Consider the following 15,388-nt stretch of genomic DNA (forward strand, 5'->3'; position numbering starts at 1 on the left):
TCACTAAGCTGTTATATAACCGATGCCTTAAGATTAAGGATTTCATTGCGCAAAACTATTTATGTTCAACGAGAACCCCTATTACTAGCTTCTTTTAATGGGAGTTTTAAGAGTCCATAGACTTTCGCATCACCTATCGACCGGACGCTTATCAAATCTCTAACCTTATATAATTATACTTATATAAGGCCAGACAATCATTTAAAACCCCTGTATCATGCGGATCCGAGCCGGATCCTGACCTCTCGGGCATTTATACGTAACGGCGAACATGAACGCTGGCCTGGCGATCGCGGTACCGACCGCAGGTGGTTAAAACTCCGGCAGCGCTACGTAAAATCTGGCGGGTATCTACCCTGCTCTTTCTCCAGAATTCACGTAGCGCTGCTGCCAGATACACGGGTGAAAATTGAGCAAAAATGAATGAACTCTCCGGTTTTACCGGCGTGGCCCTCAGCGGCAGCGCCGACGACGATATTACCGAGAAGCTGGCTGCGTTCGTACGTCACCGCGAGGCCTTTTCGCCCAACACGTGGCGGCAGCTGTTGAGCGTGATGCGGATCTGCTGGCGCTGGTCGCAGGAAAACAGGCGGTCGTTTCTCCCCATGTCTCCGGTGGATTTGCAGGACTACCTTTTCCATCTGCAGGCGATGGGGCGGGCAACTTCAACCATTTCGGTACATTCCGCACTCATCGCCATGTTACACCGTAACGCAGGTCTGGTCCCTCCAACGGTCTCACCCGAAGTTGTGCGCGCCAGAAAAAAGATTAACCGTACGGCCGTCATCTCGGGTGAACGCACCGGTCAGGCGATACCCTTCTGCCGGCCGGATCTGAATCGCCTTGATGCAGCATGGAATAAATCCCCCAGGCTTCAGCATCTGCGCGATCTCGCCTTCATCCATGTCGCCTATGGCACGTTACTGCGTATGAGTGAGCTGTCCCGCCTGCGGGTGCGGGACATCTCTCGTGCGGCCGACGGGCGCATTATCCTCGACGTCGGCTGGACCAAAACCATCCTGCAGTCGGGCGGTATCGTTAAGGCCCTCAGCACTCGCTCTTCCGAGCGGCTGATGCAATGGATTAACGCGGCTGGCCTGGCTGGCGAACCCGATGCCGTATTGTTCTGCCCCATACACCGGTCAAACAAAATTACCACCTTTTCAAACGTGCCTATGAGCGCCCCGTGTCTGGAAGATATCTGGCGGCGTGCAAGACATCAGGCGGGTATGAAGCCTCCAACGAAAACGAATAAGGGACGCTATTCCAGCTGGAGTGGTCACAGTGCGCGCGTCGGCGCAGCACAGGATATGGCCAGAAAAGGCATATCCATCGCGCAGATTATGCAGGAAGGTACCTGGTCACAAACTCAGACGGTCATGCGCTACATACGTATGGTGGAAGCCCACCGCGGCGCAATGGTGAGCCTGATGGAAAAGGATGATGATTAGCCGGGCTCTGTTGCTCTGCTTATCATGATCAGTGCGCAGTTAAGCCACACTGCAATCTGACTGTGCAGCGGGTAAATCAGCGCCATGTGTATTACTGTGCAATTCACCATAATACGCATAACCGGATTGGGAGTGTATGGCTGTTGATATAAACAGATTCATTGCAATGCCTGATTTCAGAGGGTTGCAGTCCGCCTATTTTCAGGAAATAACTGATGTGGTTCAGAAAGTTAATGCTATGATACCTCACCTAGTGTATAGCATTAATCAGCGTTTGAACCACACCGTTTCTTAGCAGCCACCTGCCTGTTTTGCCCCGTAGGTTGCTTGATCTACGGTGTATTTGTCTCCGGCACTTGAGGACAGTTGCTTAATGAGGCCTTTGCACGAGAAGCCCATCATATTGAGATACTGCTTCGCAGATTTCACCGCCTCCTGGTTCCAATCAATGTTCAGGCTGTCCACTGCTACCGTTGCGTCAGAAATCTCATAACCATCCCCAGCATCCGACGAGAGTTGGTCAATAAGTCCGTCCCGTGAGAAGCCCATCATACTGAGATACTGCTTTGCAGATCTAGCAGCATCATTTTGAGGCCCGGTCAAATCTCCCGCCCATGTGGGCGATGCGACAAATAAAGCAGCAGTCAGTACAATCTTCAAGATATTCATTGAAACATCTCCAAAACCTGTACGGCGCCTCTAACACCCTCTAAGCCCTTGTCTCACGAGCCTACTTTGCAGGGGGCCGCATATAAAAGTTAAACATCCTACGCCAGGGTTGTTTTTAAGCATCGGTCTGATACCGGCTTGAATTGAAGATACTGTGTTGTTTTTGCACCAGACGGGACGGATTATTCATTAAGATCAAAACACTTAACGCAGGATAATGTTCGTTGCCAGGCGGCCTCCATGGACGCTGAATTTCACAAGGGACAGCGCTGAATATCAGCAGGCGAAACCCTCCCCGGTTTAACCTGCTGACAGCATAGGAATGAACACATTTGTAGTTAAAGAAATCACCTGGTTTTGGTACGTAGCTCTTTAAGCCGCTTTTCTTCAGCCCGGCGCTGCTTATCCCGTCTTATTCTGTCCACAGTTTCCCTGAGCGTTGCTGCCTTAATCGGCAACTCTTTTGTCCAGAAAGCCTCCGGCACGAAGTAACTGTCTGGTTCTGCCTCAAATACGGCAGCCAGCTGCTCCAGAATGAGGTGCAAGTTTATGTTGTGTTCGACCTGTGATCGGATAACGGATTCCTGCATCGCAATTCTGAATAATTCATCAAGGTAAACTTTCATGGCCCGAAAACTTACGGGATGCGATTGCGTTTTGTCTTCCGGATCAGTGATAGCATCAAACTTTTCCAGCATAAAGTACACAGCAGGAAGCATCATAGCTTTAATGCGCGCCACCTCAATTTCAGGGCTCCGCCTTAAATCTCTCAGATTACTTAACCTTGAGCGGATGCAGGCGATGGGGTTAATCACTCTGACCAGTTCATGAGACTCTGCGCCTTCAGCCGTATCCTGCTCAACCATAAAACGCTCGGTATTCAGGAGCAGGTTATCACCTGAAAAATCTTCGTAGTTAAATCCGGACGGAAAGTCTATGACATCGACCGTATTAGGGCGATCGGGAGCGTCTGGATCTGCGAAGAAACGGCCATCAACTTCTTTAATTTGTTCTGTATCGCCATCAACCAGTGCAAACCGCGCCAGGGACGGCGGTTGCCCCTGTTCATTCATATTTGGATCCACGCCAAGAGCTGCAGCTATTGCGGCAGCATCATGACGCCGCGCGGAGTAATCCAGGTCCACAGAGGTGACAAGGCGGGCATCAGGAAGCGCATCTCTGTAGAGCTCTCTGTAATAGGAGACCCAGTACTGTATAGCTTGTCCTCCGATTGTAATCACGGGGTCTGCAAGTGTTTCTGCTCTGGCGATCAACTGTTTATTGAGGAGATATGCCTGTTCATAAGGCGGGATGACAGAGGATTCAGACATAAAAAAACCATCTTTAAGAAGATGGTTCATTTTGCATCATGAAGAGGTTTCAGGCAAAGCTGACGACATGTTTTGATGAAAGTTTACAGGATTTGCTGTAAGGGGACTTCTCAGCTGGTTTGTAGCCGAGTTCACCCCGGGCCACCGCAGCCGCTTTTTCATCATAACGCTTGTGTTGTGCTTCTTTGATTTCAGACGGAGACATTTTAAGTAACCGGGTTGCCTTTAGTAGATGACACTCCAAATTTATACCTTTTCATCTGCGGATTCCAGTTTTTTGACCATTAAAGAAGCAAAACACAGGCTGTGCCGGAATATCACTGCAGGCGAGTCATACTGAGAGGACCGGGAGCTGCAAATTACCAAGATTTTAGAAAATCTGATTAGTTTCGGTAGTACTGGCAAGAAGATGATGAAGGAAACTACCAGGATCAACTTCCTGCCTGCGCCATCCGGCACGGCTGAGCAAAGTATCGACCGGGGCAAATCTGCAGTTATACGAACGGACAGCGGTTTGAGCTGTTAGCCATCGTCATCAAAACCGCTTTCAAATAGGCTTTTCGCCGAAATAAGCACGATGCTTTTGGGCTGATACGAACGGCCTGCCGCCCCTCCCACCCAGATTCGCTGGAAGAGACAAACCCGGACATACCGGCGAGTCTCGCCAGCGATTTTTCGGCCTTTTAGTTCAGCTCCTGATAGCTGGCGGGGTCAAGATCAGGCATTGCCGGTGGCAAAGGCGCCGGCAGGACTCCACGGACGGTTTCATCATAGCTGACGGTTTCTGTAAACTGTCCCAACTTACGCTTCATTAAAAAATCCTGTAACAGCATTGTGCGTTATTAAAAGATTTTTTGATTACGCCATCCGTAATAAAAAAATTCTTTAGTTAAGGGGGCGGGATTAAAATAATCTTGTCTTCTAACTGAGCCATGAGGAGAGCGGGATAGCCATGATCAGAGGTTTAAGCGTGCTATAAGAGACAACCCTATAGCTGTTTTGGACAAAAACAGTAACTTACAAAGCCGCTTATAGGCCTTGGACACATAAAGATTTATGCTATGCGTGGGTGCTCACCCTCACTCAACTCAGAATGAAGGATAACTATGGCAGTTGACCAACGGGGATTCATTGCAATTCCAGAATTTCATGGTTTTCAAACCGCATTTGAAACAGTCGTCAACGATGTGGTTCAAAATCTGATAGAAGGAAATGGGACCCTTATTCATAGCATCTATGTCTATGGGAGTGTTGCTAAAGCTCGTGCTCAAGAAGCAGTCTCCGATTTAGATTTAACTATCATCCTGAACCATGAACCTAGTCAAATTGAACTTGATACAATGAACTCGATACAATGCAAATTGGAAGAAAATCATCCAGTTATCAGTAAAGTCGATTTCGATATTGGCTATCTGCATGAAGTGATGATTCCTGAAAATCTGCACAGCTGGGGATACTGGCTGAAACATCATTGCGTCTGTATTTATGGGCATGACTTACGTAATAGCATTAAACCCTTCAAACCTTCTCGATCAATCGCTTTGGCAGTCAATGGCGACTTCATGTCTGTACTTGATGGCTACATCAATCAACTAACCACCACGTCAGACCAGGCAGGAGTAAAACGTATACTTCGCGCAGCGTCCCGGAAGGTCATACGTGCAACAAGCATTCTTAGACAAGAAAGCGACAAAGATTGGCCTGAAACTTTAGAAGAGCATGCAAAAAAATTCAGCGACCGCTATCCCGCGTTAGAAGAAGAAATGGATTATTTCCTGGCAATGAGCGATACACCTCGAGGGGACATCATGGTTTTCTCGCGCCGATTGCAGACGTTTTCTTACTGGTTGAATGCCGAATCTCAATCGAGGTCGAGATCAGGCTTATAACGCATACTACTCGTGTGAAACTGCCATTATCCTAAGAAAACCAGTCCGTGCTATACCATGTACTAAAATGACCCGTCAATTCAAAGTGCTTTAAATGTAGGTTGTGGAGATTTAATACACCATATTTAATTCAGTTCATGTTGAATCAGGATATGAAAAACATTTTTATCATTTACACCTCGCGAAGCAGCTTACATGAAAAAAAACTTGAGCTTAAATCTGGCTGACCAGCTGATCTTTTACTCAAAGTGTCATGGATGGAACATTTACCTACCCACATTTATGTTCTAAGAAATGTCTAAAAAATTACACTTCTGGTGTTTTATCTTTTGTTTATCGTGATGTACTTCTCTTCAGCAAAAACTAACTATATACTCTTCTTCCATAATTAGTTTTAAATTATAAGATTCATTAACTCTCTATTCGACTAAGTAAAAAATCCTGGAGAACCGCATGAGTGATTCACTTAAGGCATTAAACAATATTCGTACGCTGCGTGCTCAGGCCCGTGAGTTGCAGCTTTCAGACCTTGAAGAAATGCTGGAGAAGTTCAGTGTTGTTGTGTCTGAACGTCGTGAAGAAAGCCAGGCAAGTGAAGCAGCCGTTCGTGAAAAAGAAGAAAAACTGGCAAAGTATCGTGAGCTCCTTCTTAGCGATGGTATCGACCCAAATGAATTATTAGGTTCACTGCAGCCTTCAGGTAAAACACGTACCAAGCGTGCTCCTCGCCCAGCTAAATACAAATACATTGAAGATGGACAGGAAAAGCAGTGGACTGGTCAGGGGCGAACGCCGGCGGTGATCAAGGCCGCTCTGGACAGTGGTAAATCTCTCGAAGATTTCCTGATCTAAATTAATTCAATAGCTACACCACCAATCAGTATCAGCAAGCACTTAGGAAGTGGGCATATTCGCCCACTTCTCATGAGTATTCAGAGCTACCTTGCTAACTTGCATGCTTTCAATCAAACGCTTCTTACATTTTACGTTCTTATTAGGATAATTACCGTCTTTACTGTCAACCCATGACACTGTAATGTTCTGGAATAAATTGTACTAACTAACAATAATTGCAGAAATGTGTCGGTGATTCACCATGAATACTTTGCTCTCATCGCTAAGATTGCCTTCTCCATTTGAGCAGGTGAAATCTTTAAGCCCCCTGCAGGCAGATCTCATAAAGACGATTGCTTTAACTGCGATGTTAGCTGATCACATTAATACGATTCTGTTGAACGGCCGAAGCGCATTTTTATATGCTTTTGGCCATGCAGCATTCCCATTATTCACCATTCTGTGGGCGGTTAATTTACCGACAGACGCTGAAAAGCTGCGTAAAAGAGCTCAACGACTATGGCTGTGGGCCGTTGCTACTCAGCCTGTGTTCTGGCTGGCTTTTATGATGAATGGGCAATCATGGCTAGCTCTTAATATCCTTTTTGCGTACGCGGGGTGCACTCAACTCCTAAGTTGGTCAGCGCGCTGGGGAATGAGTGGAGTTATGGCAGGAATAGCCTTACTGCTGCTATTGGCGTGGCCACTTACGCCGGCTAGCTATGGCATTCCCGGTTTAGTCTTCTGCCTACTTTGTATGTTCGTGGGAAGTGTAATCGAAGCTGAAGGAAGTCGTTTAGTGCTCGCGCTTGTTTTTATGGCGATGGGATGGCTTAACATGCCACCTATCGTTACTGGTTGGTGGGAAGATGCCATCGTCTATGACTTTCTTCCCACTTTAGTGGTGCCCTTACTTGTCATTGGCGCCGTATCCGCACTACCTAGAGCTTCAGGAACACGGCTGTGGCCACGTCGCTTCTTCTACCATGCATATGCAGGACATCTTACTTTACTCGGAATATTAGCTGTTCTCCCCATGAACAGGTGAAATGATCCAATAGCAGTAGTTAGCAAATCTTTTACTAATCCGACAAACGGCCTCTTAGCGAGTTCAATCTATCGATAAGCACCCAGTTCAATGTATCGCGCAGCTGGAAGTTGGCGACTTCACTGATCGCTACCGATAAAGCCATGCACTGATCGCACAGCTCAGCATCGCTAACATCTTGCGGGTCATATTGGAAAACAGGAAAGCAGAGAGAAGTTTGGGTATCATTGCCCGTAACCATAGCGTTAGTTCCTCTAACGTGGTGGTGAGACGTCTCGCTGGTGTTGCATCACTGGCGAGGCGTCGACTTTTGAAGTCAGAAGTTGTCGTGTGGTAAAGTAACCCACATAAACTATGATGATTTTACCGGTGTACAATGTCAATCAAAAAACAACCATCTGAGCAATATCAGGTACGCCTTGCCAAAGAATTGAGAGAGCAGATCGAAAACGAAGCACGTAAGGATGGTGACTCAAGTATTGCTGCCTGGATTAAAAGAATCGTACGTAAAGAGCTCATTAGTCGAGGCATCGATCCGCAAGGATAAGTGCTTTGCTCTTCCTCGTTCATAAAACAATGCCGCAGTAAAAAGCAGTTTATAGTTACAACATTCATTGCACTACTAATAACACCACTCTCATCGAGTTCAGAGCCACCTTTAACCAACTAGCCACATTAATAGTCAATCATCTAAAGTTCTGTCTTTTCGCAATTCCAAATCTAACTGCTGATTTCTATTAAGAGAGCGATCCTCATGAACAACTTTAACGATTTCGTTCTGATAGGGACGTAACCCAATATTCATAGGCTTCTGATTATCCTGATTTTTACTCCGCTGATCCATACTTAGCACTGTTTCAAACTGAACCCGGCTCTCGTTAGCTCGATTTTCACTCGCCGCTTTTTCGATAGCCTTCTTCTCTTGCCTAATACGCGCTTGTTCCTCAGGTGAAAGTAGCGGAATAGGATCGGACGATTTCGAGTCTTCAGTGACGATAGTGTCCTTCCTAAGATCAACTTCTCCATTTAGCAATTTATCGAGTTGCCATGGTGTGCCCTCCCCTGATAAGCGAATCAAGATACCGCTGCTTGAATTCGCGATCGCTTGAGCAAAAGCTTCTTTGAATGTTGTAACTACAATGACTTTACCATCATTGCTTTTTTGTATGCCGGCAAAGCGCCCCGCTTTACGGCCGACGATTCTGGACTCATTTTCTAAACTGAGTTGATTCCCCTCTTGCTTCACTTGAATAAGCAATGCGCCAGCAGTGTGACCATTTTCATCCCAAAGAGGGAAAGCCATATGAGGTGCAGGATACTTTGCGGATGAGCGAACAAATTTCCCTTTGAAATCCCCTGTAATGCCCAATGACTTGAGCAATGATCTTCCCAGTCCGGTTTCAGCTGCCGGTAATGCATGTCCTAAAATGTCCGTACCGACATCACTAGCGCGATCATCCGTGGCTTGCAGAAGGTCATGCGCGCTCATTCGCTGGATTTGTTCATCAATAAACTTGACCCATTTATCTTTATTGTCGGTGTACACCTGCAGGTGCTCTCGTGGACGAGACGTAGCAACGTAAGCATTTTGTTTAGTGGCCAGCATAGCTCTTTTGCCGAATGTACCCTGCATCGCTATCGTATACCGTGGGCTTGCTCCCTGGCTGCCATGGGTAGTCACCGCATAAGCTAAATCGATACGCTGATCATGTAGGTCTTTGGCTGGATGAATCACACGTGATGCATTCCCGGATTTCAGAGTTAAGCTGCCATCTGTTCCAATTTTATCAAGTTCCCAAAGGCTGTTAGCAATGTAGCCTCGGTCAATATCCGTAGCAGCGAAACGAAGACGATCACCTTCACTCAAGGCAAGTTGTTTTGGTTTCCAAAGTGATATGTCGACAGTGCTATTTTCAAATACAGACAAGTGCCGTTGCTGATCACCTGACTGAAGTGTGACAGTGCCTTCTTTGTGGTGTATTTCGTGTATTTTCCAGAACTCGTTGTCGATGAAGGCATAGTTACTCAACTGCTTCTGCCAGCCTGTGGTCGCACGCAGGGTTTCCTTCCTCGTGGATACGGGTTCTAGAACCTGAAGTGTCACTTCATTTTTCCCCGTTTCACCGGCTTGATGTCGCATGTTATGGATGAGCTGATTAACAATTCTCCTGTCATCATTGGTCTGTACAACGATCAATGTATCCCGCTGCGCTCCTGCAGTGCGCCCGCTGTAATCACGCGCAATGGCTTCAAGAGGATCGTCTGGCGCATTTCCCGAAGACTTTTCATCCTTATATACGGGGCTCCTCTCCACCTCAGAAGGTTGTGTAATTTCCATAACCGATGCTGCAGGCTGCCAGGCGTCCTCTTTTCTTGGCACGGTAGACGGGCCTACGTTTTCCGCTTGCTGCAGCGCCATCCGATACTGTCCTGCGATCATGCTATACACCACACCGCGTAGTTTCGGTGTTTGTCGCACAATGTCCTTCATCACAGCGATGTCGATAGGGCTGCGCTGTTGCTGCATGCTGAATGGAACTCCAGATTCTGGTGAAGTCAGTTGGTCTTTATCACCAAGGCTTACTGCACGCCCTCCGCCTGCCGCTATCATCTGATAGGCTTCGGCCATATCCCGGTTACCAATCATCGAACTTTCATCGATCAAAAATACCCGTCCAGAGTACCGGTTAATCTGGCCATCATGATGTTTCTGACGCTCTTCAGACAAAAAAGAGGCAAGAGTTTGTGCTTTAACGCCCACTGCCTGCATTTCCAGTACGGCTCTATGAGTGGGTGCCAAACCGGTGATTTCAGGGCGGTCTTTACGTGGGAGGGTTTCGATGGCGCCTAATAGTGCTTTCAGCTGAGTAGTTTTGCCTACGCCAGCAGAGCCCTGTATAGCGATAAAGCGGTCGCGACTTTGAAGAACAAGCTCTGTTGATTTACGTTGTCCGGGAGTCAAACTATCCAACGCAGATTCAGGTATCTGGGCCAACAATGGCTTAACGGCTTCCTTACCTTCAACGATATGACGAATAATACTTCGTTCAAGCTCATAGCTTGCCCGCGGAACCAGTAAGTTACTCCCTACGCCCATTACAACCGGTAATTTAATCAGATCACCTACTGCTACCTGACGCTTTATCTCCCTCTGCATAAGTGAAACATCTTGTTCTGGAGCAATAAACGCTGAGGCTTCAAGTAATGCTGCAGAAGAAAAAACCATACCAGAGCGATGTTTTCCTTGAGCAATCTCTGCACCCAACCGTACTGCTTTTTGCGCCGGCGTATGCAAGGATGTTTGTTGTTTTTGAATGGCCTGACTGAGCTTGTCTTTGCCTGCGGTATCTTTTACCTGTGAGCTTGCCATCCGCCAAACTGGGCTGTTTGCCAACCGTGTTTCAGCACGTTCCTTATCCATGGCTGTGTATAGCGTTATATGTTCACCGCTTCGCGCGAGCTGGTTTAAAATCGCGTCATTCATATCACTGCGCGTTAGTGCAGCTAAAATATGGGCTGTATCACCCACGCTGCTACCGAGGCTTTCAACATAGCCATGTTTAAGTTTCAAAGCTTGATTGATTTTTAGCTTTGTCGTCGTCCGCCCAAGGCGTAGACTGATCTCCTTTTCGTTTAACGAACTGACTCTTACCTCATATCCCGCTTTCAGCTGTCCATTTGCTTCGCGACTGGTGACGTTGAGACGGTCACCCACTGCTACTGCGAGTTTCTCGACCTGGAATAGGCTCCAGCTGGCATCAAGCTGACTGATTTTGATGCCTTCACGATGACCTTTCTCACCGATCAGGGTTAGGCTATTGGTTTCAGCGCCTACACGATGAATAGTCCAGCGATCCGTCCTTTTTTGATCGCTATTCCAATGCTCAAGCACCATTCCTTCTTTATAATTTTCGCGTAATCGTCGAGTTTTATTGGTCAACCATACCGGTGATAGCCCATTAATGATTACCTCATTACCAAGGAGTCCACGCTGATGCAGAGCACTTCGGATCTCATTATTAAGGTGCTGTCTTTCACGCACACCATTAACCTGTGCAACCACTCTCTCGCCTGCTTCGCTACGCTTGACGTAATCTTCTGCTAATTTGCTAAACCTGACACGTTTATCAGGCTCCGTAATTAATCTGACATCGACCTTTCGATTGCCTTCCCAGCGATAGGAAGTGACCTTGGACGCCTTCAACGCATCGAGAGCATTACCTGTACCTTGTCGCTTGCCTGTGTCGAAGAAGATCAGCTGTGCTGACTGCTTCCGCGCTTCATCAAGTAACACGAGCGCATCTTTAAGGTTTAGCTTCTCAGCCTGTTCGATGATGATCGTGCTCTGTACCGGCGGAGCAAATCCAGTTCGCCATTCATTGCGCGATACGATTCGATCGCTTAGCTCCCGGTCTTGCTTCAGCCACTGCTCACTCTTATGATCGGCAGCTAGCACCCAAAACTGCCTGCCCATATCATTGGCCATCGAAGCCAGTTCAGAAACTTGTACCCGTATTGCTGTGGCACCGGCGCCATTTCCTTCGAGAATAGCCAGCGACGGACGATCTTTTCTCAAAGCTGAGACTGGTCGGCTCCATTTATCAGGTGACGATCGTGTTTCTGAAGTAAAGTTGACGACTCGATGCTTGCCCGCCAAATCTTGCGCCAAATGCCCAATAGTTAGCTCATTTAGCAGGTGGATATCCGACGTAAAAATACCTTTTTCTTTATCCAGCGGTATTAGCCGGTTTTGTTCAATCGCAACATCAATTCCAACACGGATCCTACGGAAAATACCCGGTTTTGCATCCAACTGAGCGGCCGTCTTTGCCACTAAATCAGAAAAAGTAAAACGTACTTTGTCGTCGCTCAGAATTGAAATGGCACGACTCACTGCATCACCAATGGTCAAGGGATGATCCACGGAAGGTGACACCCCACTCCCCGGTGACCGTTCTGTAACGGGCTGTTGCAACCATGACGGTTTTAAAGCATCTGCAAACAGTTGCGTTTCCATTTCATCACGGAGCTGCTTATCGTCCGCACTCTTTCGATAGGCATTGGCATCGAACTTATGAGTGATTAGACGCGACTGCCATTCGGCAAGTAACTGGGCAGGATCTACGACTTTTTTGTCTTTACGGGTATCGAGAGCCGCAATATCGCGAGACTTTAAGGAGGCATCCTTAGCCACTGCGTCATTGATAACCTGAGAGCGCTGAGAAAATGGTTCTGTAGGTACACCGACAAGTTCCCACAATCCATTCTTCCCTGACTCTTGGGTGTCATAACCCATCGCCTGAACAGAACGGCGCAGTGTCTGCCGATAGATATTGCCCAATACAATCTGATTCGCTAAAACGGCTTCCGAGAACCCACCACGGTTTTTGGTGTCGGAAGCTAGTGCGCGCCATCCGTTGTGTGTTTTTGTTGCGTTAGCAATTAACACGTGGGAATGCAGCTGAGGATCAAGATCACGAGAAGTATCGTGATTAAAAATCGCACCAATTACGTTGCCAGTTAGCTCGATTTTCGTGACACTGTCACGCGTTATGCGCGCGCTGGCCAAGTCTTGCACCTCTTTAAGAGCTATAGACACGGCTTTGTTATGCGCTTCAATCAATCTTCGATCGCCCCCTACCAGAGCCATGATAGAAATGCTCTTAGGCGCTGAAAACGTCAAATCATAACCGGCTCGATGTGTCTCCTTACCCTCAACCTTGCGAGATAGTGAGCTACCATCCGGGAGGCGCCCCAGCAGAATCTCGGTCAGCACTTTACTATCAACTGAACCCTGTAGACCCAACTCCTCAGCTCCTTTTCCTTCCCAGCGGGAATCCAGGTTACCGAGCAGGTAATAATTATCTTTGTCGCTGTAATAATGGGCAGCGCTCTTAGCCGACTTAACAGCACTGAAGGACATCACAGAGTGAAATCACCCAGGTCTTGGTCGCGTTCACCCCGACGGTGATTAATATTGACCTCTTCCTTCCGAACGGCATCACGTGTCTGCTGTTCGTCAACGTAGAGTTGATAATCGCTTTGCAGGATCTCAGTATCAGCAAGAATTAAAGGAGTTGGCACATCAGTGATTTTCAACTCCTCTGATCTGCCACCAGCAGGGGCTGTGGCATTTTCAGAGGTGGAAACTTGCTTACGGCCAGAAGATTGTGATGGTTTTCGATCGCTACTGTCAGAGACTGGCAATGCATTTCGTAAAGGATCATTAGATCCTGTGACATCGAGAGTGGTAGGAGAGGACGTCGTTACTGCAGTATGTCCGTCAAAAAGCGCGCGCCATTGAGACTCCTCTTCTACTCTCTTCACAATCTCAAGTTCAATTTGTTCGTCCAGACTCTCCTGCACTATTCGGGGAACAAACTCCTCGGCGACGGCTTTCCGAGAGACATACTTCAATGACATCTTGATCACCGGGTAGTCCCCAGGCAATGTTATATAACATCCAAGGTTGTCGAGCTTCATTACATCGGTATAACTGGCAACGCTGATGCGTTTTTCGTCCTTACCAAAGCTAACCCCATCACGAACTTCATCATTACCAAAGCTCGTTTGTTCGTTAAATCTCTTTAGAACGGTTTCGCCCAACTCCTTCTCAACAAACTTAGCTACCGCAGCACTAGGCGATCGGAAGAAAAACTTTGTGTTCATCAAGTCAAACATCGCTTCAGCTGCTTTAGGTCCGTAGATCTCTTCGAGCTGCGGATAGCTTTGAAACCCCAGACCAAAACAACCACCAAATTTCCTCATTTCAGCGATAGCGTCAGGGAGGGTGGTTAACTTGTGTAGTGACCGTAATTCGTCGATCCAAATCCAGACGCGTCGGTTGAGGTTTTCCCCCATCGACATGAGGTTGTTTGCAGCAATCGATAACCACATTGAGATAACCGGCTTGAGGGACTCGTGATATTGCTGATTAGACGTGATGAACAGCCAGCCATTTTTTCCGTCATCGTTTACTTCCTGCATCCATTTACGGATCGTAAATTTAGGCTTTCCGCTCTTCTCTATGCCCTGCAAATACCGTAACGCCTTTACATAATTGGTCAGCACACTGCGAATTGAGATAGCAGTCTTTTCAATCTTGCCGTCCACCAGCGTGGAAGCTGGCGTGCCAGCAAGCAACTCACGAAGCTGATCAAGATTTATCGCCAACAGCGTACGCAGAAGCTTGTTATAACTTCGGTTAGGATCATCGCGTAATCTGTTAGTGCCTTCAGCGAAAATCGTGCGGGAAGACCCTTGCCAAAAGGGGTCTTCAGATGCCCCCATCGGTATAAGCGTATTAGCCGCGGTCTCCAAATCAGATAACGCCGGGCACTCTTCCCACAAATCCCAATATGCGCATCGTTTGTCGAAGGGATTGAGCAACTCGTCGATCGCAGGATCATAAAATTCGCGAACAAATGTGCAGCCTTTGTCATAGAGAATAACCATGTCTCCGCGTTCACGGCACTGTTCAAGGAATTTGCGAATAAGTTGCGACTTACCAGTACCAACAGAGCCATGCATAGCGAAATTCTGGATTTCACTGCCCTTAATCATAGGCAGCTTATCAATTCGTATGTCGGAAGCATGGCCTCGCTTCTTCATGAGTCGAGCAATGGCTTGAGGTTCCTCAGATAAGATCCTACCCCCCGTAACTTCATCCTCACGTTGTTTCTTGCCTTTGTATCCCAGATACCAGAAAAAAAAGACGGCAAGGCTAATAACAGACACTAGCCCAATATTGAAACATATGAAGAGCTCTTGCCTAAGCAACTGGCCACAGTAGATGGTATAGGGATCATTTATTATCTGGTCGGTCGTATAACTAAGCTTCTTTCCATAATACTCCAAATGGTAAACAGGCTTTTTCACCATGTGGCTTTGCAGCGGATGTAGAGAAACTGAATACCAATAAAACAGACCATTCTTGATGTTTTGCAAAGTCATGCGAATAAAAAGCATAGATGTTGTGATAAAAAATAGAAAAATAACAAGATAATAAGTGAGAATATTGTTTATTTGGAGAAACATCCGCCAACGCATGAATGTGACTTGGCCACCCTGCGTCACGTCACGGGCCTTAAAGCTCATATTCTGCTCCTTCAGATACAATTGAATCCGCACATGCTGCTGCAGGTGCGGTAAACTTATACAAATAAA

The 15,388-nt window shown here is 47.1% G+C and carries 11 protein-coding genes; 5 read left to right on the forward strand and 6 right to left on the reverse strand.

Going from position 1 to position 15,388, the window contains the following annotated elements; translation table 11 throughout:
* The first annotated feature begins 419 nt into the window (after positions 1–419).
* Entirely contained in the window at positions 420–1,451 is a 1,032-nt protein-coding gene (locus K5Y32_RS21800; RefSeq protein WP_222185779.1) for a tyrosine-type recombinase/integrase, read from the forward strand.
* 291 nt (positions 1,452–1,742) lie between these two features.
* Here the strand turns inward: K5Y32_RS21800 and K5Y32_RS21805 are convergent, their stop codons facing one another.
* The 4 genes from K5Y32_RS21805 to K5Y32_RS24935 all read right to left on the reverse strand — a co-directional run bounded on the left by K5Y32_RS21805 (position 1,743) and on the right by K5Y32_RS24935 (position 4,263).
* Positions 1,743–2,120, reverse strand: coding sequence for an Ltp family lipoprotein (locus K5Y32_RS21805; protein WP_222185780.1), 378 nt, complete (start codon positions 2,118–2,120; stop codon positions 1,743–1,745).
* A 347-nt stretch (positions 2,121–2,467) separates the two neighbouring features.
* Positions 2,468–3,481: a hypothetical protein gene (locus K5Y32_RS21810; RefSeq protein ID WP_255602782.1), complete on the reverse strand. Its 1,014-nt coding sequence runs from the start codon at positions 3,479–3,481 to the stop codon at positions 2,468–2,470.
* A gap of 19 nt (positions 3,482–3,500) precedes the next feature.
* Positions 3,501–3,656: a hypothetical protein gene (locus tag K5Y32_RS21815; protein ID WP_222185781.1), complete on the reverse strand. Its 156-nt coding sequence runs from the start codon at positions 3,654–3,656 to the stop codon at positions 3,501–3,503.
* Positions 3,657–4,134: 478 nt separating this feature from the next.
* Complete coding sequence (locus K5Y32_RS24935) at positions 4,135–4,263, reverse strand: hypothetical protein (RefSeq protein ID WP_255602783.1); 129 nt, start codon at positions 4,261–4,263, stop codon at positions 4,135–4,137.
* 294 nt (positions 4,264–4,557) lie between these two features.
* Here K5Y32_RS24935 and K5Y32_RS21820 point away from each other — a divergent pair, with 294 nt between their 5' ends.
* The 4 genes from K5Y32_RS21820 to K5Y32_RS21835 all read left to right on the forward strand — a co-directional run bounded on the left by K5Y32_RS21820 (position 4,558) and on the right by K5Y32_RS21835 (position 7,769).
* Positions 4,558–5,340, forward strand: a complete 783-nt coding sequence (locus K5Y32_RS21820) for a nucleotidyltransferase domain-containing protein (RefSeq protein ID WP_222185782.1) — start codon at positions 4,558–4,560, stop codon at positions 5,338–5,340.
* A gap of 453 nt (positions 5,341–5,793) precedes the next feature.
* Complete coding sequence (locus K5Y32_RS21825) at positions 5,794–6,192, forward strand: H-NS family nucleoid-associated regulatory protein (RefSeq protein WP_222185783.1); 399 nt, start codon at positions 5,794–5,796, stop codon at positions 6,190–6,192.
* A gap of 244 nt (positions 6,193–6,436) precedes the next feature.
* Positions 6,437–7,222, forward strand: coding sequence for a TraX family protein (locus K5Y32_RS21830; RefSeq protein ID WP_222185784.1), 786 nt, complete (start codon positions 6,437–6,439; stop codon positions 7,220–7,222).
* Positions 7,223–7,598: 376 nt separating this feature from the next.
* Positions 7,599–7,769: a hypothetical protein gene (locus K5Y32_RS21835; protein WP_222185785.1), complete on the forward strand. Its 171-nt coding sequence runs from the start codon at positions 7,599–7,601 to the stop codon at positions 7,767–7,769.
* A 135-nt stretch (positions 7,770–7,904) separates the two neighbouring features.
* On the opposite strand, the gene traI is transcribed toward K5Y32_RS21835, so the two are convergent.
* Both traI and traD read right to left on the reverse strand, forming a co-directional pair.
* Positions 7,905–13,145, reverse strand: a complete 5,241-nt coding sequence (traI, locus tag K5Y32_RS21840; protein WP_222185786.1) for a conjugative transfer relaxase/helicase TraI — start codon at positions 13,143–13,145, stop codon at positions 7,905–7,907.
* Complete coding sequence (traD, locus tag K5Y32_RS21845) at positions 13,145–15,319, reverse strand: type IV conjugative transfer system coupling protein TraD (protein WP_222185787.1); 2,175 nt, start codon at positions 15,317–15,319, stop codon at positions 13,145–13,147. The genes traI and traD overlap by 1 nt, the downstream gene beginning before the upstream one ends.
* Positions 15,320–15,388: the final 69 nt, after the last annotated feature.

The organism is Pantoea sp. DY-15, from assembly GCF_019795935.1.
Classification (GTDB): Bacteria; Pseudomonadota; Gammaproteobacteria; order Enterobacterales; family Enterobacteriaceae; genus Pantoea; species Pantoea leporis.